The 22,087-nt window shown below is 61.1% G+C and carries 17 protein-coding genes; 12 read left to right on the forward strand and 5 right to left on the reverse strand.

Annotated elements, in window-relative coordinates; all coding sequences use genetic code 11:
* Window positions 1-144: 144 nt before the first annotated feature.
* The 3 genes from O9Z63_RS18705 to O9Z63_RS18715 all read right to left on the reverse strand — a co-directional run bounded on the left by O9Z63_RS18705 (window position 145) and on the right by O9Z63_RS18715 (window position 2,150).
* The gene (locus tag O9Z63_RS18705) at window positions 145-969 is read right to left on the reverse strand and encodes a TPM domain-containing protein (RefSeq protein ID WP_270126908.1); all 825 of its coding nucleotides are present in this window, start codon (window positions 967-969) and stop codon (window positions 145-147) included.
* Window positions 966-1,427, reverse strand: coding sequence for a TPM domain-containing protein (locus tag O9Z63_RS18710; RefSeq protein ID WP_270126910.1), 462 nt, complete (start codon window positions 1,425-1,427; stop codon window positions 966-968). Before O9Z63_RS18710 ends, O9Z63_RS18705 begins: the two co-directional genes overlap by 4 nt.
* A 144-nt stretch (window positions 1,428-1,571) precedes the next feature.
* On the reverse strand, window positions 1,572-2,150 hold the full coding sequence (locus tag O9Z63_RS18715; protein ID WP_270126911.1) for a LemA family protein: 579 nt from the start codon (window positions 2,148-2,150) through the stop codon (window positions 1,572-1,574).
* A gap of 193 nt (window positions 2,151-2,343) precedes the next feature.
* Here O9Z63_RS18715 and O9Z63_RS18720 point away from each other — a divergent pair, with 193 nt between their 5' ends.
* The 10 genes from O9Z63_RS18720 to O9Z63_RS18765 all read left to right on the forward strand — a co-directional run bounded on the left by O9Z63_RS18720 (window position 2,344) and on the right by O9Z63_RS18765 (window position 15,381).
* Complete coding sequence (locus O9Z63_RS18720; protein WP_270126912.1) at window positions 2,344-3,345, forward strand: sugar phosphate nucleotidyltransferase; 1,002 nt, start codon at window positions 2,344-2,346, stop codon at window positions 3,343-3,345.
* Between the two features lie 148 nt (window positions 3,346-3,493).
* On the forward strand, window positions 3,494-4,873 hold the full coding sequence (locus O9Z63_RS18725; RefSeq protein WP_270126913.1) for a hypothetical protein: 1,380 nt from the start codon (window positions 3,494-3,496) through the stop codon (window positions 4,871-4,873).
* Window positions 4,874-5,062: 189 nt separating this feature from the next.
* On the forward strand, window positions 5,063-5,455 hold the full coding sequence (locus O9Z63_RS18730; protein WP_270126914.1) for a hypothetical protein: 393 nt from the start codon (window positions 5,063-5,065) through the stop codon (window positions 5,453-5,455).
* 191 nt (window positions 5,456-5,646) lie between these two features.
* Complete coding sequence (locus tag O9Z63_RS18735; protein WP_270126915.1) at window positions 5,647-7,095, forward strand: hypothetical protein; 1,449 nt, start codon at window positions 5,647-5,649, stop codon at window positions 7,093-7,095.
* Between the two features lie 29 nt (window positions 7,096-7,124).
* Entirely contained in the window at window positions 7,125-7,529 is a 405-nt protein-coding gene (locus O9Z63_RS18740; RefSeq protein WP_270126916.1) for a hypothetical protein, read from the forward strand.
* A 24-nt stretch (window positions 7,530-7,553) separates the two neighbouring features.
* Window positions 7,554-11,018 carry an acetate and sugar kinases/Hsc70/actin family protein gene (locus O9Z63_RS18745; RefSeq protein ID WP_270126917.1) on the forward strand — a complete coding sequence of 1,155 codons (3,465 nt, stop codon included), beginning with the start codon at window positions 7,554-7,556 and terminating at the stop codon, window positions 11,016-11,018.
* 4 nt (window positions 11,019-11,022) lie between these two features.
* The gene (locus O9Z63_RS18750) at window positions 11,023-11,421 is read left to right on the forward strand and encodes a hypothetical protein (protein WP_270126918.1); all 399 of its coding nucleotides are present in this window, start codon (window positions 11,023-11,025) and stop codon (window positions 11,419-11,421) included.
* A gap of 50 nt (window positions 11,422-11,471) precedes the next feature.
* Window positions 11,472-12,908: a hypothetical protein gene (locus O9Z63_RS18755; RefSeq protein WP_270126919.1), complete on the forward strand. Its 1,437-nt coding sequence runs from the start codon at window positions 11,472-11,474 to the stop codon at window positions 12,906-12,908.
* A gap of 135 nt (window positions 12,909-13,043) precedes the next feature.
* The gene (locus O9Z63_RS18760; protein ID WP_270126920.1) at window positions 13,044-14,504 is read left to right on the forward strand and encodes a hypothetical protein; all 1,461 of its coding nucleotides are present in this window, start codon (window positions 13,044-13,046) and stop codon (window positions 14,502-14,504) included.
* Window positions 14,505-14,697: 193 nt separating this feature from the next.
* Window positions 14,698-15,381: a hypothetical protein gene (locus tag O9Z63_RS18765; protein ID WP_270126922.1), complete on the forward strand. Its 684-nt coding sequence runs from the start codon at window positions 14,698-14,700 to the stop codon at window positions 15,379-15,381.
* 114 nt (window positions 15,382-15,495) lie between these two features.
* Here O9Z63_RS18765 and O9Z63_RS18770 read toward each other — a convergent pair whose 3' ends face one another.
* Together O9Z63_RS18770 and O9Z63_RS18775 are read right to left on the reverse strand one after the other, a co-directional pair.
* Window positions 15,496-16,632, reverse strand: a complete 1,137-nt coding sequence (locus O9Z63_RS18770) for a PepSY-associated TM helix domain-containing protein (protein WP_270126923.1) — start codon at window positions 16,630-16,632, stop codon at window positions 15,496-15,498.
* Window positions 16,633-16,766: 134 nt separating this feature from the next.
* The gene (locus tag O9Z63_RS18775) at window positions 16,767-19,241 is read right to left on the reverse strand and encodes a TonB-dependent receptor (RefSeq protein WP_270126924.1); all 2,475 of its coding nucleotides are present in this window, start codon (window positions 19,239-19,241) and stop codon (window positions 16,767-16,769) included.
* Between the two features lie 192 nt (window positions 19,242-19,433).
* Between O9Z63_RS18775 and O9Z63_RS18780 the strand changes: the two genes are divergently transcribed.
* Both O9Z63_RS18780 and O9Z63_RS18785 read left to right on the forward strand, forming a co-directional pair.
* The gene (locus O9Z63_RS18780; RefSeq protein ID WP_270126925.1) at window positions 19,434-21,614 is read left to right on the forward strand and encodes a prolyl oligopeptidase family serine peptidase; all 2,181 of its coding nucleotides are present in this window, start codon (window positions 19,434-19,436) and stop codon (window positions 21,612-21,614) included.
* A gap of 170 nt (window positions 21,615-21,784) precedes the next feature.
* Window positions 21,785-22,006: a hypothetical protein gene (locus O9Z63_RS18785; RefSeq protein WP_270126926.1), complete on the forward strand. Its 222-nt coding sequence runs from the start codon at window positions 21,785-21,787 to the stop codon at window positions 22,004-22,006.
* Window positions 22,007-22,087 lie beyond the last annotated feature (81 nt).

Consider the following 22,087-nt stretch of genomic DNA (forward strand, 5'->3'; position numbering starts at 1 on the left):
TGGACATTCAGTTCGTAGAGGTGTAGCTGAGCCATAGGGCCACAAAAAAGTAGCTGAGTGGTTGTTCTGGTGCCCGCATAGTGCGCACCAGAACAACCACTCAGCTACTCAATCACTCAGCTACTTTTTTGCTCAACTATTCGTCTACCAGTCGCCGGAGGCGCCGCCGCCGCCGGAGCTGCCGCCGCCGAATCCGCCGAATCCGCCGCCCCCACCACCGCCGAAGCCACCGCCGCCCCCGAAGGTGCCACGGCCGCCGCTGAAGTCGCCGAAGATGATGGGCGGAATCATGCCGCCCCCGAAGCCGCGGTTGCGCCCGTTACCGCCGCCACCGCCGCGGTTACGGAGCAGCATAAACAGCACCAGCGCCCCGATAATCAGCCAGAACAGCCAGCCGGAGCCGCTGCTGTCGTTGGCGCGGGTGCGGGCCGGAGCCTGAGTCTGGTCGGCCTTGTATTCACCTGCTGCCAACGCAATCAGCTGGTCTGCCGCTTTGTCAATGCCAACGTAATATTGCTTCTCGCGGAACGCTGGAACTATGGTATTAGTGATAATGCGCTTAGACAATGCATCAGTAATAGCACCTTCCAGGCCATAGCCAGGCTGAATACGGGCCTTGCGTTCCTGCTCCGCAATCAGAATCAGGACGCCGTTGTTGTTGCCTTTCTGGCCAATGCCCCAGCTCTCGTAGAGCTGTTGCGCAAAGTTAGCAATGTCGTCGCCGCCCAGCGTGGGCACGGTCACAACGGCAATCTGCGAAGATGTGGAGTCGTTGTAAGCCACCAGCTTCTGCTCGAGCGCCTGCACCTCATCCGGCCGCAGCATGCCGGCCAGGTCATTGACGAGGCGCGGTGGGTTGGGGCGCGGGGGTAGCTGCTGGGCCACGCCGGCCCAGCAGACCGCCAGCAGCAGCGCTACCAGAAGCGGCCGCAGCCAGAGCGGCGGCCGTAATACGAGGGAGTGTGTCATTTGCGGGGAGGCTGGGGCGTGCCACCACCATAGGAAATGGAATCGTCGAGTTCGTTCTGGTCGGTGGCGGCGTCGTAGGGGAAATAGCGCTGGAGCTGCTCGCCCACCAGCCGGATGCCGTTTTCGAGCCCGCCCGCGTATTTCTCCTGCCGAAACAGCTGGAGCACGTTTTCCTTGGTGGTTTCCCAGAAGTCGTCGGGTACAGCCGCATTGATGCCAGCGTCGCCGATGACGGCGAACTGCCGGCTCTGCCAGGCTAGATAGAACAGCACGCCGTTGCGCTGCGCCGTCTTGTGCATGTTGAGCTCGGCAAACACCTGCGCCGCCCGGTCGAGCGGGTCGGGCGTGGGGCAATGGTCTTCCAGGTGCACCCGGATTTCGCCCGAGGTCAGGATTTCAGCCTGCCGGATGGCCTCTACCAAGGCCTTTTCCTGCTCTGCGGTGAGAGGGTTGTTCATGTTTTAGTGCTTGGTGCCTAGGGATTATTGCTTAGGGCTTAGAAACTGGTGGATAGTGCCCGGCAGCATAACGGTCAAAAAAGCCGACCCCTGGCTGCCAAGCCTTAAGCATCAGGCCCCAAGCCCTAGGCCCTAAGCACTACATTAGAACTGAACCGTAGGCGCCTTCTGCGCGGCAGCGTCGGCCTCGAAGTATGGTTTTTCGGCAAAGCCGAACATCCCCGCGAAAATGTTGTTCGGGAAGGACTTCACGAAGCCGTTGTAGTCGTTGGTGACGGTGTTGAGCTTGTTGCGCTCTACGTTGATGCGGTTCTCGGTGCCCTCAATCTGGGCCTGCAGCTCCTGGAAGTTGGCGTTAGCCTTCAACTCGGGGTAGTTTTCTGAAACGGCCAGCAGGCGGCCCAGGCCGGCACTCACCTGCGACTGGGCTTCCTGGAACTGCTTCAGGTTTTCGGGCGTGAGGTTGTCGGCGTTCAGCTGCACGCTGGTGGCTTTGGCCCGGGCTTCAATCACCTCGGTCAGGGTCGACTTTTCGAAATTGGCGGCGCCTTTCACGGTGTTCACCAGGTTCGGAATCAGGTCGGAGCGGCGCTGGTAGGCGCTCTGCACGTTGCCAACCTGCGATTTAACAGCCTGGTCGCGCTCAACCATGCCATTGTAGCCGCACGACGACTGGGAGAGTAGCAGCACTAGGCCGGCAAAGTAGAGAAGAAAGCGTTTCATAAAGAGTAGGAAAGAAATGAAAGGGAGAGAAAACAGAGTAGGAAGAGGGTGGCCGGTGCCGGCAACAAGGCCGGGCACGCTGAAACAGGCGGCCTTCTGCCGGCAAAGTACGAATTCGCGCCGCAGCGGTTGTGTTGCGCGCTGCTCCCGCCCCGATTCGCTATTTTGCGGACTTACGCCACGCCAGTAATTCATGAAAGCCATTATTCCCGTCGCGGGCATTGGGTCGCGCCTGCGCCCGCACACGCACACGCAGCCCAAATCCCTGGTTCCGGTAGCCGGCAACACCATCCTGGGGCACATCATCGACCGGCTGAGCGTGGCCGGCGTTCAGGAGTTTGTCTTTATCATCGGCTACCTCGGCGAAAAGATTGAGAGCTACGTGCGCCGCCAGTATCCGCAGCTACGGTGCTCATTTGTAGTGCAGGAGCCGCGCGAAGGCATTGCCCACGCCCTCTGGCTGGCGCGGGAGCAATTCCGCCACGAGCAGGACGGCATCCTGATTTTGCTCGGCGACACCATCGTGGACATTGACCTGCCGCATATGATGGCCATGCCCGGCAACGTGCTGGCCGTGAAAGAAGTGAAGACTCCTTCGTTGTTTGGGCTGGTGGAAACTGGCGCCGGTGGCCGCGTGACGAAAGTGGTGGAGAAGCCGCGCATTCCGAAGTCCAACTACGCCATGGTGGGGCTGTACAAGATTGCCAACCCCGACTGGCTGGCCTCGGCCCTGGAGCGCATCATCGACCAGGACCAGCGCACCCACGGCGAGTTTCAGCTCACGGATGCCCTCATGCTCATGATTCAGGACGGGGCCGAAATGACGACTACGTCGGTGGATAACTGGTTTGACTGCGGCCGGAAGGAGAGTCTTCTGGAAGCCAACGCCCGCCTGCTCAACCGCCCCGAGTTCCTGAAGCGCCGCGAGTACCCCGAGTTTCCGGATACCATCATCATCCCGCCCGTCAGTATCGGCCACGACTGCCAAATTTCGGGGTCCATCATCGGCCCCAACGTGGCCATCGGCGACCGGACCATCGTCAAGAACACCATCCTGACCGACTCCATCATCGGCTCCTACTCCGAACTGCGCTCCGCTGTCATGCACGACTGTATCGTGGGCTCCGACGCCCTGTTCCGCGGCACCCGCCACAGCCTCAACATCGGCGACAACACAGAAATCGACTACAGCTAGGCGGTGAAATGGTGAGGTGGTGAAATAGTGAGTTGGATGTTCTGACGGCGTTACCTACGCAAGCGGAACATCCAACTCACTATTTCACCACCTCACCATTTCACCGTTCATGTATCCGCTGCGGGTAGATTGTCGTTACTTTAGCCCGATGCGCTACCCGACCTCCTTTCCCCGCCTGCTGCCCGCCCTGGGCCTGACGCTGCTGCTGCTGCCCGGCTGCTACTCCCGCTCCGATATGAAATCGGAAGAAGGAGCGGCCACTACTGATGTCAAAACGGAGACTCCGGCTGCCTCTGCGCCGGTCGCTACGTCTGCACCCGACGCTCCCGAAGAAGCTGCTGATGTGGTCAGTGGCGCCGCTGCCCAGCCGCTGCAGGCTGTGAACGTGTTTCTGGAAGTGTCGGGCTCGATGGAAGGCTTCATGCCCAAAACCGGGGCCAGCGGCGAGAATACCCAGTTTCAGCAACACGTGGCGCAGCTGCTTTCGGAAATCAACCGGACGCCGGCCGCCCGGAAAAAGGCGTTCTTCCGCATCAAGGAGAAGCCCTACGCCGATACGTACCAGGGCATTTCGGCAACGGTGCGCAGCGGCATTCAGCAGCCCGCCAAAAGTACTGAGCTGCCCGCCGTGCTCGATACGCTGATGACGCGCTACTACCAGCCCGGCACCGTGAGCGTGCTGATTTCGGACTTTATTTACTCCCCGAAAAACGCCGGAGCCATTCCCTACATCAAAACCGACATCACCGATGCCCTCCAGCGCAACGGCGCGCAGCCGGAAATGGCCGTGTCGGTGTACGGCTACACCTCGGATTTCCGGGGCACGTACTACCCGGCTTTGAAGGCGGCCGGCAAAAAAACTGCCTGCTGCGACACCGAAATACCCTACTACATCTGGGTGCTGGGGCCGGCGGCGGCCGTGCGGCAGTTTGATGCCGCCCTGCTGGAGCAGCAGCCCGCCAAGCAGGCCCACTTCGGCGTCACGTATCCGCGGCCGGCGTATTCGCTGCTGAGCAAGTTCCAGAACAAGGGGAGCTGGTACTACGGCGACGCCGGGGCCAGCAAGCGCACCGCCGACGCCTACCGCGTGGTGGCCGTATCGGAAGCCTCGGCGCAGCAGCCGGTGGAGTTTGTAGTGGGGCTGAACCTGGGCCAGCTGCCCGGCCAGTACCGCGACGTAGCCTACCTCAAGCAGAACCTGACCCTGCAGGGCGTGGACACCGACGCCAAGCTGCTAGACCTGCAGGCCGCCTCGGCCCAGACCAAGGCCAGCAGCGGCCCGGAAAGCAAGTTCACGCACTTCGCCAAAATCCGCCTCACGAAAGCGCCCAAAGCGGCCCGCCCGCTGGTGCTGCGCCTCCAGGACCAGCGCCCCGCCTGGGTAGCCCAGTGGACCACCCGCAACGACGGCACGCCCGCGCCCAAAACCTTCGCCCTCAGCTCCCTGCTCGACGGACTGGAGCCGCAGGCAGCCGGGGAGAAGCGCCCGGTGTTTGAGCTGCCCCTGACCGTGCAGCCCGCCGAGTAGCAGCATAAGCAGTAGCGCGAAGCCTTTGCTTCGCGTATAGCCGCGTACAAACGCACACTGAGCGCCACATTACTTGGCACGATAGTCGTTCAACACCGCGCAAAGCAAAAGCTTCGCACTACTGACAATTTCGCCCCTCGTCGTATCGTTCCACCACTCGCGAAGGGGAACTTCGCGTTACTTCCTTTCATGAAAGCACTCTTCCGCTTCCTCTACGAACTCATCGGCGCCCCCCAACCACCCGCCGACACCCCCGTGTACCGCGACGTTATCTTCCCCAACCTGGGGCTGCTGAACCTGGGCGTTTCGCTGGGGCTGGTGGTGGTGTTTTACCTGCTCATCAACCGGGCTATGGGCGTGGCTACCTTTAACAAGGGCCGGCACTGGGCGCTGTTTCTGGGGCTGAATGCGCTGATTGCCTTCTTCGTCACCATCTGGCAGACCAACGCCCAGCAGGTCACCGACCACAGCTACATCTACTGGCTGGCCACTTGGAACGCCATCCTGGGCTTGTTCTGGTTTTTCCTGTTCTCGGTACTGCTCAAGCGCGCCTCCACCAACGCCAGCACGACACCGTTTTAGAACTAAAGCTAAAAGCTAGTTCCCCTCCTTGGAAAGGAGGGGCTAGGGGTGGTTGATAATCGTTGGACGATGCAGAGCGAAATCGTTCCATTAAACAACATCAGCAACGAGCCAGCCACCCCAGTTCAGCCTTGCGGCTGAACGTCCCCTCCTCAGCTGATGAGGGGAGTTTCGTTCAACATCAGCAACTCATGGCTAAACTCTTTTTATTCGGCATTGGCGGCACGGGTTCCCGCGTGATTCGCTCGCTCACGATGCTGCTGGCGGCGGGCGTGGAGCTGCCCAACTGCGACCGGGTAGTGCCCATCATCATCGACCCCGACGCGCACAACGGCGACATGAACCGTACGGTGCAGCTGCTGCAGAGCTACCAGCAGATCTACAAGCGCCTCGGTCCCCGCGAAGAAGGCTTCTTCAAGACCGATATCAGCACGCTGAGCGGCATTTCGCAAGACGTGAACGGCTCGGTGAAAGACACCTTCATCTTCGATTTCGGCGGCATCAACCAAAGCTTCCGGCAGTACCTGAGCTACGACGGTCTGAGCGTGGACTCGAAGGGGCTGGTGGATCTGCTGTTCACCCAGGACAACCTGGAAAGCCCGCTGACCATTGGCTTCCGCGGCTCCCCGAACGTGGGCAGCATTGTGCTGAATAAGCTGGTGGAAAGCCCGGAAATGCGGTTTTTCGCCGATAACTTCCAGGATGGCGACCGGGTATTCTTCGTGTCGAGCATCTTCGGCGGCACGGGCGCGGCGGGTTTCCCGCTGATGCTCAAGAACCTGAAGGACACGAACACCCGCCTCAGCAACGCCCGCTACCTGCGCGACGCGCCCACCGGCGCCGTGACGGTGATGCCCTACTTCGCCCTCCAGAGCGAGGACAACGCCGTTATCGACTCCAACAACTTCCTCACCAAAACCAAGGCGGCGCTCAGCTACTACGAGCACAACCTGCAGGGCCTCGACGCGCTGTACTACCTCGCCGACACGCCCGACACGCCCTACGAAAACCAGCCCGGCGGCACCCAGCAGAAGAACAAGGCCCACGTAATTGAGCTGCTGGCAGCCCTGAGCATCGTGGATTTCATGCGCTACTCGCCCGCCGAGCTGCGCACCGGCGGTCCGCACTTCCACGAGTACGGTCTGCAGACCGACTCACCGGAAATCCAGTTCAGCCACCTGCCCGATGAGACGCGGGAAATCATGGCCAAGCAGCTCACGCAGTTCCTGTACTTCACGCGCTACCACAAGCAGCACCTGCCCACCGACAAAGCGCCCTACGCCGACAACCTGAAGCTGGACTACGCCATGCGCAACGAGCCCATCTTCCGGGAGCTGAACACCTTCCTGCACAGCCAGGACATGGGCGTGGATCAGTGGCTGCAAGAGCTGGCCCAGAACCGCCGCGCCTTCCGCCCCTTCGACCTCCAAACCGACGACTTTAACGCCATGATCCTGGGCAAGCCGGTGGAAAAGAAGTGGAACGACTTCTTCAACAAGGGCCTCAGCCACAACTACCTGCTCGACAACCTCAACAAAACCGAGAAGTCCATCCAGGAACCCGACAACTTCCGCAAGCTGCTGGAGCTGTTCTATGATGTGACGGATAAGGCGTTTGAGGAGAAGGTGAAGGTGGTGTAATGTCAAGTCCCAAGACCTTGCCTGCATATTTGGAAGTCACATACCAAGTGCTTAAAAGCAGCTGGGGTATTTCGATATGTATGGGTGCTTGGGGAACAATCGTCAATGATGTGCTTCTCGATTCTGCAGATGTTGTAGTAGCCGAATCTGGTGTAAGTGTGAGGAATAAATCAGGGATTGTTCTGACGGATAATGAGAATAGTTTTTTCATAAAAGCAGTAAACCGAATCGAGCCGATTGCCAGAGAAATTCTGGGTGACAAGCGTATCGTAATTGATATAACCAAGCTCGATTTCAGCCACTGCGACTATCAGGAAGAAGGTGTCTATGCGGTTTTTATTAAGTGGTTTACCCGATTTTTTGAATTACAGGAGATAGAAGTTCCTGCTACATATGATAGATGCAGCAACAGATATGTTTTTCAAATAGGATGAAGTCCTGCGCAAAAGTGAAATAGAATGGCCAAAGTCCTTCGCTTACATAACAACGGCTCCCAGCAGGTGCAGGGCTGGCAGAAAACCGCCCCCGTTACCAGCACCGAAATCAATACCGTGACCGACCCCGCGGGCGGCAAGTCGCGCAACCTAGCCGTGAGTATCCCGACGCCGTTTGCGCGGATGCACCTGTTTGAAACGGCCTTCGACTTTCTGGCCCGGGAGGGGCAGCGCAACCCCGGCTCGGTGTACCACGAGCTGACCACGCACTTCTGGGATTTGCTGGAGTTGCTCTACAACTACCACCTCTACACCCAGGCCGGCCGCAAAATCACGCTGCGCCGCTGGAATGCCGAGGCCGAAATCCGCCGGATGCGGCAGGACGAGGGTACGCGCCTGCTGGGCGAAACCCTGCAGCTATACATGCAGGACGAGCGGTTCCGCGACTTCTCGGATATGTATCTGGTGTACTATGAGTCGCCGGAACTGGCGGGAGGCACGCGCCTGCTGGGCGGTACCTCGCCGCTCACGATCCTGTTCACCGGCCCCGCCGTGAAGCCCCTGGACTTGGAGCGGCCCCAGGCCCGCGGCCACTACTTCGACCAGCAGACCGTGCTGCTCGAAGACCGCGACCCGCAGTTCCGGGAGTTCGTGTATGAGCTGTTTCTGGCCTATCCGCAGCTGCAGCGCCGCGAGTTTGCCGGCAGCGTGTACGCCGGCCTCGACCGCTCAAAAATCAACCAGCTCCAGATGCAGGGCGACCGGAGCGCCCAGCAGTTTGCCGCCCGCTACCCGGCCTTGGCCGACGTGCAGGGCAACCTGGTGAGCGTGAAAGGCGTGCCCCTGCCCGGCCGCGCCGACCAGTCGGCCGTGACCAGCTCCGACCTGTTCATCCAGCCCACCCGCGAATCGACGACGGGCCGGCCGCGCCCCCTGGTGCTGCGCCCGAACCTGACGATGCCTGGCGCCAACTACCTCAATGGCCAGCCTTGGGACGACCGCACGCCGGTACCGTACTACGATGAAGTGGCGCTGGAAAGCCGCGTGCTGCCCGGCAAAGGCTTCAAGTACCCCTACCTCACGGTAGGCGACCTGCTGGAAGACTCCCTGGTGGAGCTGCCCTACGAGTTGAATACCCAGCGCTTCCACACCGGCAAAGTCACCTTCCAGTATGGGGCTGATGGTCAGGGCCGGGCGCGATTTCCGTATCTGCTGCCGCTGAAACAGGCGTTTTTCGAGTATTTCACCGAGAACGAGCTGGCCGAGCTGCTCACCTTCACCATCGACCTGAGCCACGTGCGCGTGCAGCTGCGGGTGCCGGTGCAGGCAGGCCGCTTCATCACCTTCGAGCGCAGCTACTACCACAATCCGCAGAACCCCAAGGACGCCCAGGGCCGTGAGATTCTGGAGAAGGGCCGCATTGTGAAAGCCGCCGTGGGCGTGGGCGTGTTCCCGTTCTACAAGGTGCGTTACCAGCCCGAGTACAACGACCTCTACAAAGTGATGCTGGTGGATGCCGACAACGCGCCCACCATGCTCAACCGCCGCTACGACCTCACGTTCTTCGTGAACGGGGAGCGAATCACGGAGCAGGGAGCCGCCCGTCGCGCCACCCGCTATGAGCGCACCCAGAAGAGCATGGCCACCGCTGGCAGCACGTATTACGAAGTCACCGGCACCCATTTCGACTTGGCTGAGCTGACCTGCCCGCCCGCCACCATCGGGGCGGAGCCAGCCCGGGGCCTGCTGGTGCCACGCTGGCGCGAGCTGGACCGCGGCACCCGTCGCTTCACGTTTGCCGTCGACTTCGGCACCACCAACACCCACATTGCCTACGCCGATTCGCCGAGTGCCCACCCGCGCCCCCTCACCATCGGCGAGGCCGATGTGCAGGTAGAATGGCTGCACGCGCCGGTAGCCGACCAGGGCCTTTCGGCCGCCCAGCGCTACCGCACCGGGGCCGGGCAGATCTGGGACAACATTGCCACCCTGCAGAACCGGGAGTTTGTGCCCTCGTTCGTGGGCGAAGGCGGCTCGGTGTATGAGTTTCCGATTCGGACGGCGGTGTGCGAAACCACGTCGTTCGCCAACGAGCCGGCCAAGGTGCTCAGCAACACCAACATCGGCTTTAGCATCAACACCGAAAACACGGCCGAGCTGCCCCAGAACCGGTTCGTGACCAACCTGAAATGGTCGGCTGAGCTGGACCCGCAGGGTGTGGCCCGTATCGAGGCGTTTTTCCGGGAAATTCTGCTGCTGCTGCGCCACAAGGCAGCTCTGCACGGCGGTATTCTGGAAGACACCCGCGTGGTGTGGTTTGCGCCGCTGAGTTTTGATGGGTTCCTGCGCAACCAGTTCCAGCAGGTCTGGGATGAGTCGTTCCAGCAGGTGTTCAAGACGCGCCGCGCTACCATCTGCCTCACCGAGTCGGTGGCCCCGTACTACTACCTCACCGCCACCAACCAGGTAGTGCCCAACCGCGACGAAAACGTGGTCAACATCGATATAGGCGGCGGCACCACCGATTTGCTGCTCTTCGCCGACCAGAAGCCGGCCTACAGCACCTCGTTCCGCTTCGCCGGCGACGACCTGTGGGGCGACGGCTACGCCCGCGTGCAGGGCGCGCCTAAGCAGAACGGTCTGCTACGCCTCGGCGTGGGCCACGTGGAAAGCCTGCCCGATTCCGAGCAAAACCAGGAATACAAAGGCTACCTGCGCGCCGCCCTCAGCAACACCGATTTCGGCTCCGCCGACGTGACCAGCCTGCTGTTCAAGTACGATGATGCCCTGCGTTTCACCCAGGCCTTGGGCCTCGGCAAAGGCCGGCAGTTGCGGGTGCTGTTCTACCTGCACTACACCAGCATCATCTACCACACGGCCCAGCTCACCAAGCACCTCGGCCTGAAAACGCCGCGCTACCTCTGCTTCTCGGGCAAAGGCAGCCTTTACCTGCGCCTGCTGGCCGGGGGCAGCTCCCTGGTGGCCATTGAGAAGATTACGAAGGCCATCTTCCAGGCCGTGACGGGCGTGGAGCCGCCCCACAACTTCCGCGTCATCCTGGCCGACAACCCCAAGGAAGCCACCACCAACGGCGGCGTGCTGTTCGAGGAGAAAACCACCACCGACTACGACAACATCAAGCCCGTGAAGTACAGCGGCGCCGTGGAAGGCACCGAGCTCAACCAGCAGCGCCTGAAGCTGAACCAGGTAGATGCCGAGCTGAAAAACACGGTGCTCGACAACGTGCGCAACTACCTCACCCTGGTGCTGGAAGGCGACGACGTAGCGCCCTACCTGCGCGAAGTAGGCGTGGACGTGGACCGTCAGCGCGTAAAAGACATCCTGCTCCGCGAAATCGAGGACAGCCTGAGCCTGGGCCTGCACCAGTTCCAGCGCCAGCTTTCCTCCGACGAAACCCTGCCCGAAACCCTGTTCTTCCTGCCGCTGAAACAGGCCCTATACAACCTAAGCCGCGAATTGCAGGCGTAGCTAAATGGGTAAAAGATCAGTAAAGCAACTAGTATTTTTTACAGCCTTCGGGGTATTTGTGTACTTCATGCACTCCAGCGGAAAAGAAGGTGATATAAAAGTGTATGCAAAGAATATCAGGAGCGAATACAGGGGAGTAATAATTGAAAAGTACCGTCGAAAAACAGGCTACATCAAAATTCGTACGGAGGATTCAATTATCGATATTCCTTTGCTAAGCCCTACGCTCGAAGAGAATGCGCAAGTAGGAGATTCAATAAAAAAGATTGCCTTAAAGAATGAATGTGTACTCACGAAAAATGGGCAGGTTATGCACATGGAGTATGTCTTCATTTCAGAATCAATAAGGAATGATAGTCGTTGGCCCAAAGACTTGTCACATGTAGTTGCCTCTGACGAATAGTACATTCATTGATTCGAATAAAAAAAGCCCGCTTCCTACCCCAACACCCTATGACCCTTTCCCGCCGCGTTGCTTCTTTGCTTACCGGCCTGCTGCTGCTTGCGGCGGGCGGCCATGCCCAAACGCCCCTCGGCCAGCCCACGCTGGAGGAGCGCAAAGTGCAAATCTGGTGCGCTACGGCCAAGTTCGTGTATGAAGACACGGGCCACCCCGAGCTGAAAAGCCAGCTGAAATGCGGCGGCCCGCTGAAGGAGTTTGCCGGCAGCATCAAGGCCGATGAGCAGCGCGTGTACTCGGCGCTGTACCAGCCGCTGGAGGTGCAGGGCGTGATGTACAAGGGTCTGGGCTCGGATAACTCCCGCCTGCAGACGCTGGTGCGCGAAATCATCAACCGGCTGCGCACCTCGCCCGCCCGCAAGGGCAATACCGCCCGGCTGGCCGGCGTAACGAAGCTGGAAACGGCCCTGAAAAACTACCTCGACCAGGGCACGCCCATCGGCGACCTGCCCGCGGCCGAAGCGGCTGCCGAAACCGAAACCGTCGATACCACCGCCACCACCGACGAGGCCACGGCTGCCGCCCCCGGCGACGCGGGCCTGGACGAGGCGGGCGTGGCTACTCCCACACCAGCCGCCGCATCCGGGGCCGGGGAAAGCCTGATGAACAAGTTTTTTGGCCCTCTGGGGCTGATTCTGGCCCTGCTGAGTCTGGTGCTGTACGCGCTGATGCGCAAGAGCCTCGGGGAATTTCAGAAGGAGCTGAGCGCCCGCATCGACAAGCGCCGCGACGAAATTCTGGCCCTGCAAACAACGCCCGGCAGCAGCGGTAAGCCCGCCGAGCGGTTCTCGCCGGCCCAGCTGCGCGAGCTGGAACAATTGATTCAGCAGCGCGTGGAGCAGGAACTGCAGAAGCGCCAGACCGCGCCGAAAGCCAACGTAGCTGCTGCCGCTCCGGCCCCGGCTCCGCAACCCGTAGCGCCTGCGCCGGCTCCGGTAGCACCGCCTGTGCCGGCGGCAGCGCCCGCGCCGGCTCCGGTGCCGCCCACGGCTGCTCCGGCCGCCCCGGTAACCAGTCCCGCCGCCCCGCATGAGGAGTTCGACAGCCTGATACCGCCCGTGCAGCTGCCAACTGCGCCCGCCGCTGCCCCGGCCGTATCCGCCGCCGACCTGCCCCGCACGCGCTACGTGAAGGTGCCCGTAAACGGCGTGTTCAATGAGTACGACTTCTCCGACGAGCCCCAGCACGACAGCATCTACGAGATTCACCTGGACCCCCAGTGGCCCGAGCTGGCCACGTTCAGCGTAACGCAGAACCCGGCCGTGCACGCCTACGCCATCCAGAGCGCCCAGTATTCCCTGCGCGAAGCCTGCAAGTACCAGCAGCCCGCCGGCCCGGTCACGCGCATCGTGACGGAGGAAGAAGGCGTGCTGCGCAAAGCCGCCGGCTCCTGGCAGATCGAGCAGAAAGCCGCCATCCGGTTTGAGTAGATAACGCCTGTCATCCTGAGCTTGCGAAGGACCTTTTTACGTTTGAGCGAACCTCGTAATACTGGCTTGTTCTCGCGTGATAAGGTCCTTCCTTCGTCAGGATGACAGCGTGGGAATGCCGTACTTTACTGTTCTATGCTTGAAATCATCCTCGAAGTTCTGGTGGTGACCGTGGTGGTGGGGCTGCAGATTCGCACGTTTCTGCGGACGCGGGCCAATGCCCGGCGACTGGCCGTGCTGTATCCGCCCAAGGAAAGCCTGCGCGTGGAGCACCGCATTGTGCTGCCCGACGGCCGCGACCTGCCCGAATACGCCGCCGACGCCCCGCCCGAGTCCTTCGCCTCCAACCTGCTGAAGGCCGAAAACGCCTCGCCCGAGTTCCAGGAAATCCTGCTCGATACCAATGACTACCTGCGCCACAACAAGGGCGCGGCGGCCGATTTCGGTATTCTGAAGGACATTTCGGAGCGCCAGAGCGAGGTGCTGGACAATGCGGTGCAGGCCGAGGTGGCCACTCCCCTGTATCTGGGGCTGCTGGGCACGTTTCTGGGCGTGATTCTGGGCCTCGTGGGCATTGCCCGCAACGGCGTATCCGATGAAAACGCGCTGACGCCCTTCCTCACCGGCGTGCTCATTGCCATGACGGGCTCCTTCGTGGGGCTGCTGCTCACGCTGCTCGGCAACGGCGTGTTGCGCCAGGCCCGCCACCAGCTCGACCGACTCCAGAACCAGTACTACACCTTCCTGCAGGCCCGCCTGCTGCCGGTGCTGCACGCCGATATGGCCAGCTCGCTCACCAACCTCAAGTCGGTGCTCGATGCGTTCAACCAGCAGTTTGTGGGCCAGGTGGAGCTGTTCAACCCGCTCATGGAGAAGGTCACGCAGAACATCCGGGTGCAGAGCGACTTCCTGGAGCGCCTCGATACCATCGGCTACGACAAGATGGCGGCGGCCAATATCCTGGTGTTTGAGAAGGTGCGCGAGTCGGCCGAAATGTTCAGCGCCTTTACCGGCTACCAGCAACGCCTCAACGAGATGCTGCAGAATGGCTACCACTCGGCCGAGGCCGTGAACAGCATCCTGGACCGACTGCGGGGCTTCGAGAAGGGTATCAACGACCTGGGCCAGTACATCGGCGGCAACAACAACTCGGTGCAGCTGATGCTGGATTTCTTCCAGAAGCACCAAGTGGAGCTGCGCAACCTCAAGGACCGCGCCGAGCAGCACATCGACCAGGCCGGCGTCGGCCTCGCCGATGTGATGAACAAGCGCCTAGCCTATAACGAGCGGCAGGCCCAGCTGGCCTACGAGAAGTGGCAGCAGTATTTCGAGCAGCTCAACGCCGACAACGTCTTCGAAAAGCTGCTGAAACAGCTGGAGCCCTTCCAGAACCTTAACACCCAGCAAGCCGACCTCAGCCGCGACGTCACGGCCACCCAGCGCGAGTTGCTGCGCAAAGTGGAAGTCGATTCCCAGATTCAGGCCAAGCTGCTGGCGGAGTTGTCCAACCTGAACACCGTGCTGGTGAAAGCCACGTCCAAGAACCGTTTCCAGCGGTTTATGGACAAGCTGTTTGGCGGGGTGAAGCCGCAGTAGTGGCAGTGTCGACATGGATTAGAGCTAAAAGCTAGAAGCTAGTTCCCCTCCTTGGAAAGGAGGGGCTAGGGGTGGTTGATTCGTTGAACGACCCGCTAGCTTTAGTAACCGTTCTAACGCGAGGTCAACCACCCCTAACCCCTCCTTTCCAAGGAGGGGAACTAGCTCTCTAGCTCTAATTACTTTCCTCTCCATGAACAACACCACCTCCAACAAACGCCAAAGCAACGACTTCTTCTGGCCCAGCTACGTGGACCTGATGACATCCTTGTTCGTGGTGATGCTGGTGCTGTTCGTGTACAGCTTCAAACTGTTCAAGGACCGGGAAGGGGAGCTGAAGCAGGCCAACGGCGAGCTGAAAGCCAAGGCTATCGAGCTGGAGCAGATTACCCGCATCCGGGAGTCGCTGCGGCGGCTAGAGGGGCGCTACTTCCGCTACGACCCCCAGAACGAGCGGTACGAACTGAAGCTAAACGTGCAGTTCAAAGCCGGCCGCGACGAAATTCAGGATAGCTACAAGCCGGCACTGCTGCAGGCCGGCCAGCTGCTGCGGGAGCGGCTGCGCAGCCTTAGCGCCACCAACCAAGGCCAGAACGTGCGCTACTTGGTGATTGTGGAAGGCATGGCCGCCCGCTACCCCCAAGGCGACCCGCGCAACCAGCGCGAGGAGCAGGCCACCTACCAGCTCAGCTACCGCCGGGCCCTCAACCTGCTCAACCTCTGGAAGGAGAACAACCTCAACTTCAGCCAGGACCGCAGCATTGAGCTCATCATCGGCGGCAGCGGCTTCTACGGCACCGGCCGCTACACCGGCCGCCGAGAAGGCGACAACAAACGCTTCTTGATTCAGGTGATTCCGAAGGTAGGGCGGATGTAGAACAACTGTCATCCTGAGCACAGCGAAGGACCTTATCACGCTAGAGCAAGTCGTTGTTACGGCTCGTGCTGATGTGATAAGGTCCTTCGCTGTGCTCAGGATGACAGGGGAAAATCACACCGCCTGCAGTCGCGGCTTCTTCTTGGTTTTGTTGCGGCGGCCCCACCAGATGATGGTGCCGGTGACGGGCAGGCTGGCGCAGATCAAACTCACCAGAAACGCCACGAGCTTGCCGCCGAAACCCAGGATTTGGCCCACGTGCAGGTCGTAGTTCATGTCGGAGAGCTTGGTGCCGGCGCTTTTGGTGGCGTGGAAGCGGGTTTCCAGCAACTGGCCTGATACCGGGTGGAAGGCGTACTCGTCGCGGTGGTAGTAGTGCAGGGCTTTCTGGTAGGTCCAGCAGAACGCGGGGTCTTTGCCTGTGCCGGTGGGACCCAGTAGAATCATCTCGTGGTCGGGGGAGAGGTGGCGCGCCGTGCGATACACGATATCCGGCAGGGGCTGGGGCGCGGCGGTGGCAGTTTGCAGCGTATCGAGCTTGGTTTTCATGATTTCCTGCGGAGCCGGCCGGCCGCCATCCACGGCCAGTACCAGCGGCTCCAGAAGCCACGGATACAGCATAAACAGCCCCGACAGCGCCAGCACCAGCCCAATGCTGGCCGCGTAGAAGCCCAGCACGTTGTGCAAATCGTAGTTCACGCGCCGCCAGCGGGCTCCCCATTTGATGGTGAAGCGCTGCTTGCGTTCCTGCTTGCGCTTGGGCCACCACAGCACCAGGCCCGTGAGCAGCATCACCACAAACACGCTCACGCCGCCGCCTACTACCCACTTCGCCACGGCCTCGGGCAGTAGCAGGTGCATGTGAATTTCCTGCACAATGGTGAAGAAGTGCGTGCGCAAATCCTGCTCGTGCAGCACCCGGCCGGTGTAGGGGTTCAGGTACACCTGCGTGGGCGCGCCGCTTTTATCCGTAAAAAACACGGTAGCCGAGCGCTCCGGCCCGAAATACGTGACCCAGGTAGTGGCAGCATCCACGCCCGGGTGCCGGGCCAGCGCAGCCGCCTGCAGCCGGGAGGGGAGCACCAGCGCCGTAGTCTGGGCCTCCACCTTGCGCCAGGGCTCCGTCAGGTCCCGGATGTCGTCCTGAAACACGAAAATGGCCCCCGTCAAACTCACGATGAACACAATCAGCCCCGAGGCCAGCCCCAGCCACAGGTGCAGCTTACCGACAGTTTTCTTGAGTGTGCTCATAGGAGAAAGGAAGAAACGGCGCTGTCATCCTGAGTTTGCGAAGGACCCTATCCCGATAGAACTAGCCGTTGGTACGAGAACAGTTCAAGGGTGAAAAGGTCCTTCGCAAGCTCAGGATGACAGCGCCTGATAAGCTAGAATTTATACGCCACGCTGCCCACCACGCTGCGTACTTTCTGCGCGTTCATGGTGGAGTAGCCGATCCAGTACTGCTGGTTGGTGAGGTTGTCGACCTTGGCCGAGATGCGGAACCGGGGCTGGTCGTAGAACACCGAGGCGTTGAGCACGGTGTAGCTGGGCAGCGTAAACACGTTGGTGCCGGTGTTCACGATTTTGTTGTCGCTGGCGTAGTTGCCACCGATGCCCAGGCCCAGGCCCTGCACCGGGCCGGCCGGCAGGCGGTAGCTCAGCCACAGGTTGGCCAGGTACGGCGAGCCGGCCGTGGCGGGGCGGCGGCCGTTCACGCCTTCCTCGGCGCGGGTCAGCTTGGAGTCGTTGTAGCTGAAGCCGGCCACGGCGTTGAAGCCCTCGAATGGGTTGGCTACCACGTTCAGCTCCAGGCCCTGGCTGCGCTGGGTGCCGTCCTGAGTTTGGGCAAACTTGGCGGCGGCTTCCAGGCGCGGGTCGGTGCGCAGCAGGTTATCCACCCGGATAGCGTAGTAGCTCAGGGTGGTGGTCAGCTTGCCGGCGAAGGCATCCAGCTTCACGCCGCCTTCCCACTGGTTGGCCTGCTCCAGGCGGGCCGTGCGCAGCTCGGTGCTGTCGGGCAGCGCGGCCGTATTGTAGGCGCGGTAGGAGCCGGGGCTGCGGAAGCTGTTCTGGTAGTTGGCAAACACCGAAACCTTGTCTTTCACCGGCTGATATACCACGCCAAACTTCGGCGACACGGCCGTTTGCTTGAACGGCTGCACCGCGCCGCCCACCAGACCGCCCTTGTTCTCAAACCGATCCACGCGCACGGCGGCCAGCACGCTCAGCTGCTCCGTGAGGTTGAGCACATCGGAAGCAAAGGCGCTGTAGGTTGTGAGCTGGGTGGTGATGGGGTACGTGAACTGCGGCGGGCCGGCCGCGTACTGCGCTGCCAGCGCCCGGCCGTTGAAATCGGTGTAGGCCTGGCTGCCCAGCCCCAGGGCCACCGGCGCCCCAAACGTGCTGCCGAAAAACGTCTGCTGGTTGTCCACGTTCAGGTAGTCGAGGCCCAGCACCACGCGGTTGCGCAGGCCCGCCACCTGAAAGTCGCCATTGAAGAGCTGCTGCACTTCCGTCGTGAAGGCCCGGCTGTCGCGCGTCGACTGGTCGGCGCGGCTCAGGAAGTTGGTGCTGCCCAGGCGTGTCGGGTCGCCGGAGCTGATGCTGTCGGCAATGGGCGTCACGTAGAAGTAGGCCCCGAAGCCTTCGGAAAAGCTGCGGCTGTGCGTGAAGTTGGTGGACGACGTGAAGCCCGGCGCCAGCTGGTAGTTCACCTGCGCGAAGTAGTTAGAGCTGCGCGAGTCCAGACTCAGCCCGTTGCCCAGATACGACTGCCGGTAGTCCAGCCCCAGCTCCTTGGGCTGCGAGGCCTGCAGAGCGCTGGTCGGGAAGTAGAAGAAAATAAGCTGCTTACCCACGCCCTGGGTGCGGTACAGCTCGGCGTCCAGGTTGATGGTGAGGCGCTCGGTGGGCTTGTAGGTGAGGGTCGGGGCAATGGCCAAGCTCTTGTCGAAACCCTGGTAGCCGCGGTTCTGGAAATTGCGCTCGTACTGGCCGGCTGTGTTCAGGCGCAGCAGCACCTTTTTCTGCTTGTCGAGCGGCGTGTTCACGTCGGCGCTCAGGCGCTGCAGCCCGAAGCTGCCCGCCGAGTACGCCACCTCACCCCCAAACCGGTCGTAGGCTTTCTTCGTGACGCGGTTGATGAGGCCGCCGTAGGAGGTCAGGGCGCTGCCAAACAGCGTCGCCGAGGGGCCTTTGATGACCTCCAGCTTCTCCAGATTCGCCGCGTCGACGCTGCTGGTGACACCGCCGGCCACGCCGTTGCGCAGCTGGCTTTGGGTGATGTAGCCGCGCAGGTTGTAGTAGCTGCCGCCGTCGCCGGCGCGGCCCGTGGCTTCCCACATGCGCTGCAAACCCGGCACGTTGCGGGTGGCGTCGTCGGCCGTGAACACCAGCTGCTCGGTCAGCAGCTCCTTGCCCACGGTGGCGTACACCTGCGGATTCTCCAGGTTGCTGAGCGGCATCTTGCTCACGTACTCCGACTGCTTGCGGGCAAACTTGTTGGTGCGGCTGCCGCTCACCACCACTTCCTGCAGCTGCTGGGCGCTTTCCGTCAGCGTGAAGTCGGCGCTGGTGGTCTGGCCGGCCGCTACCGTCACCGTCCGCTCATCGCCCTTCAGCCCGATGGCCGAAATCACCAGCGTGTACTGCCCTGGCCGCACCCGCTCCAGCACAAAGTCGCCTTGGCTGTTGGTGATGGTGCCCTGGCCGCGGCCCTTCAGTCCCACCGTTACGGCCTCGGCCGGGCGGCCGTCGGCGGTGGTAACGCGGCCCCGGATGGCGGCGGTTTGCTGGGCTTGCGCCACCAGGGCGCAGGTGGCGAGGGTAGAAGTAAGGCCCAGCAGGCGAAGATTCAGCATGGTGTGTTTCTTTAGAATCAGTCCAGATTGCTACAAAGGAACACTCTAAAATCTATTTAGAAAAATTCTTAATAAAAATATGTAGCTACAGACGAGCTTGCCGGATTGTTGGAATTTGAAAGAATCTGCGGCTGCCGGCCAATCTGTAGCATCTGTGATTATCTTCGGCGCTTCTCCCGCTATTCCCATCCGATGCAGAAATTTGTTCTTCCCGTAGTAGCCCTGGCGGCGCTGGCCTCGTGCCGCTCCACCCAGTCGAAGGCCCCCGGGGCCGGCGCTGCTACCGTTTCTACCACTACTTCCGCTCCCGTGCAATACCCCGACACCAAGAAAGTCGACCACAAGGACGACTACTTCGGTACTTCCGTGGCCGACCCCTACCGTTGGCTCGAAGACCTTGACTCGCCCGACACCAAGGCCTGGGTGACAGCCGAAAACAAGGTCACCTTCGGCTACCTGGAGCAGATTCCGTTCCGCGACAAAATCCGGGAGCGGCTCACCACGCTCTGGAACTACGAGAAATTCGGGATTCCGCAGCAGGAGGGCAGCCAGCTCTACTTCAGCAAAAACGACGGCCTGCAGAACCAGGCCGTGCTCTACACCCAGCAGGACGGCCAGCAGGGCCAGCCTGACGTGCTGCTCGACCCCAACAAGTTCTCGGCCGATGGCACCACCGCTTTGGCCGGCACCTACTTCTCCAACGACCACCGCTACATGGCCTACGCCACCAGCGGCGGCGGCTCCGACTGGCAGAAGCTGAAGGTACTCGACCTGAAAACCCGCCAGCCGCTCTCTGATGAGCTGCAGTGGGTGAAGGTATCGGGCGCGGCTTGGTACAAGGACGGCTTCTTCTACAGCCGCTACGGTGCGCCCAAAGCCGGCGAAAACCAGCTTTCCGGCAAAAACGAGTACCACAAGGTGTACTACCACCAGCTCGGCAAGCCCCAGAGCTCCGACAAGCTGGTGTACGAAGACCCCAAAATGGCTTTGGGCTTCCGCACCGTGGGTACCACCGAGGACGAGCGGTTTCTGGTGCTCTACCTCACCGATGGCAAGGCCGACGGCAACCGCCTGCTGGTGCGCGACCTGACCGACCCCAAGCAGGCCAACAGCTTCATCACCATCATCAACAGCTACGACGACAACAACTCGGTAGTGGGGAACGTGGGCGGGCAGCTGCTGGTGCAAACCAACTACAAGGCCCCCAACTACCGCGTGGTGCTCATCGACCCCAAGAAGCCGCAGGAGGCCAACTGGAAAGAGGTGCTGCCCCAGACCGAGCAGAAGCTGGAAGGCGTCGACCACGTGGGCGGCTACCTGGTGGCCTCGTACCTGAAGGATGCCAGCAGCCTGATTAAGGTGTACTCCGAAACCGGCGAGTTCAAGCACGATGTGGCCCTGCCGGCCATCGGCACGGCCAGCGGCTTCGGCGGCAAGCGCGACTCGAAGTCGGTGTACTACGCCTTCACCTCGTTCACGTACCCGACCACCATCTATAAGTACGACCTCGCCTCGAACACCAGCACCGTGTTCCGCGCCCCCACCGTGGACGTGAAGCCCCAGGACTACGTGACCACCCAAGTGTTCTACGCCAGCAAGGACGGCACCAAAATCCCGATGTTCATCACCCACAAGAAAGGCGTGAAGCTCAACGGCCAGAACCCCACCTACCTGTACGCCTACGGCGGCTTCAACATCTCGCTCACGCCGGGCTTCTCGGTGGCGCGTATGCTGTGGCTGGAAAACGGTGGCATCCTGGCCATTCCGAACCTGCGCGGCGGTGGCGAGTACGGCGAAAAGTGGCACCAAGCCGGCATGACGCCCAACAAGCAGAACGTGTTCGACGACTTCATTGCGGCGGCCGAGTACCTGAAAGTGCAGGGCTACACCAGCACCGAGAAGCTGGCCATGGCTGGCGGCTCCAACGGCGGCCTGCTGGTGGGCGCCACCATGACCCAGCGCCCCGACCTGTGCGGCGTGGCCTTCCCGGCCGTGGGCGTAATGGACATGCTGCGCTACCAGAAGTTCACCATCGGCTGGAACTGGGCTCCAGAATACGGCACCAGCGACAACTACGCGCAGTTCCAGAACCTCTACAAGTTCTCGCCCCTGCACACGCTGAAGGCCGGCACCACCTACCCCGCCACCATGATTACCACCGCCGACCACGACGACCGGGTGGTGCCCGCGCACTCCTTTAAGTTTGCCGCCGCCCTGCAGGCCGCCAACAGCGGCCCCAAGCCCCAACTCATCCGCGTGGACGTAAACGCCGGCCACGGCGCCGGCAAAAGCACTAAGCTCCAAATCGAAGAGTGGGCCGATGTGTGGTCCTTCGCCTTCTACAACATGGGCGTGAATCCGTACGGCAAGTAGAACGTCATGCAGAGCGAAGCGAAGCATCTCGCTAGTGTGGTACAATCACTACACTAGCGAGATGCTTCGCTTCGCTCTGCATGACGTTGTATTTTGGTAATGCATCACAAACTGCTTCGTATCTTCGCGGCCGCAACGCTCGTAATTGCTTCTGACTTTCTGCTTTTTATATGAAAAAAACGCTCCTTTTCGGTCTGTTGGCCGGCTCGCTGATGCTGTCTGCCACGTCTTGCAGCAACCCCGATTACAAAACTGACGAAAACGTGACCGTAAAGCCGCTCGAGTATCCGGCTCCGGCCGACACGACTGGTGGCAAAGTAGACCCCGCTACCCGCGAGATAAACGCCCTGAACGCCACCGAGGATATCAAGAAGATGCAGCCGGTGATGTAATTGCCGTGAGCAACGAATAGTGAGGAATGAGCAACGGCCCCGGGCTGTTGCTCATTTTTCTTTCCGGAAACGCGCAGCAGG

The sequence above is a fragment of the Hymenobacter yonginensis genome (genome assembly GCF_027625995.1).
Taxonomy (GTDB): Bacteria; Bacteroidota; Bacteroidia; order Cytophagales; family Hymenobacteraceae; genus Hymenobacter; species Hymenobacter yonginensis.

Excerpts from the sequence above, each read along its gene's own strand:
- O9Z63_RS18705 (WP_270126908.1), bottom strand. The coding sequence starts at position 969 with ATGACACACTCCCTCGTATTACGGCCGCCGCTCTGGCTGCGGCCGCTT.
- O9Z63_RS18710 (WP_270126910.1), bottom strand. The coding sequence starts at position 1,427 with ATGAACAACCCTCTCACCGCAGAGCAGGAAAAGGCCTTGGTAGAGGCC.
- O9Z63_RS18715 (WP_270126911.1), bottom strand. The coding sequence starts at position 2,150 with ATGAAACGCTTTCTTCTCTACTTTGCCGGCCTAGTGCTGCTACTCTCC.
- O9Z63_RS18720 (WP_270126912.1), top strand. The coding sequence starts at position 2,344 with ATGAAAGCCATTATTCCCGTCGCGGGCATTGGGTCGCGCCTGCGCCCG.
- O9Z63_RS18725 (WP_270126913.1), top strand. The coding sequence starts at position 3,494 with ATGCGCTACCCGACCTCCTTTCCCCGCCTGCTGCCCGCCCTGGGCCTG.
- O9Z63_RS18730 (WP_270126914.1), top strand. The coding sequence starts at position 5,063 with ATGAAAGCACTCTTCCGCTTCCTCTACGAACTCATCGGCGCCCCCCAA.
- O9Z63_RS18735 (WP_270126915.1), top strand. The coding sequence starts at position 5,647 with ATGGCTAAACTCTTTTTATTCGGCATTGGCGGCACGGGTTCCCGCGTG.
- O9Z63_RS18745 (WP_270126917.1), top strand. The coding sequence starts at position 7,554 with ATGGCCAAAGTCCTTCGCTTACATAACAACGGCTCCCAGCAGGTGCAG.
- O9Z63_RS18750 (WP_270126918.1), top strand. The coding sequence starts at position 11,023 with ATGGGTAAAAGATCAGTAAAGCAACTAGTATTTTTTACAGCCTTCGGG.
- O9Z63_RS18755 (WP_270126919.1), top strand. The coding sequence starts at position 11,472 with ATGACCCTTTCCCGCCGCGTTGCTTCTTTGCTTACCGGCCTGCTGCTG.
- O9Z63_RS18760 (WP_270126920.1), top strand. The coding sequence starts at position 13,044 with ATGCTTGAAATCATCCTCGAAGTTCTGGTGGTGACCGTGGTGGTGGGG.
- O9Z63_RS18765 (WP_270126922.1), top strand. The coding sequence starts at position 14,698 with ATGAACAACACCACCTCCAACAAACGCCAAAGCAACGACTTCTTCTGG.
- O9Z63_RS18770 (WP_270126923.1), bottom strand. The coding sequence starts at position 16,632 with ATGAGCACACTCAAGAAAACTGTCGGTAAGCTGCACCTGTGGCTGGGG.
- O9Z63_RS18775 (WP_270126924.1), bottom strand. The coding sequence starts at position 19,241 with ATGCTGAATCTTCGCCTGCTGGGCCTTACTTCTACCCTCGCCACCTGC.
- O9Z63_RS18780 (WP_270126925.1), top strand. The coding sequence starts at position 19,434 with ATGCAGAAATTTGTTCTTCCCGTAGTAGCCCTGGCGGCGCTGGCCTCG.
- O9Z63_RS18785 (WP_270126926.1), top strand. The coding sequence starts at position 21,785 with ATGAAAAAAACGCTCCTTTTCGGTCTGTTGGCCGGCTCGCTGATGCTG.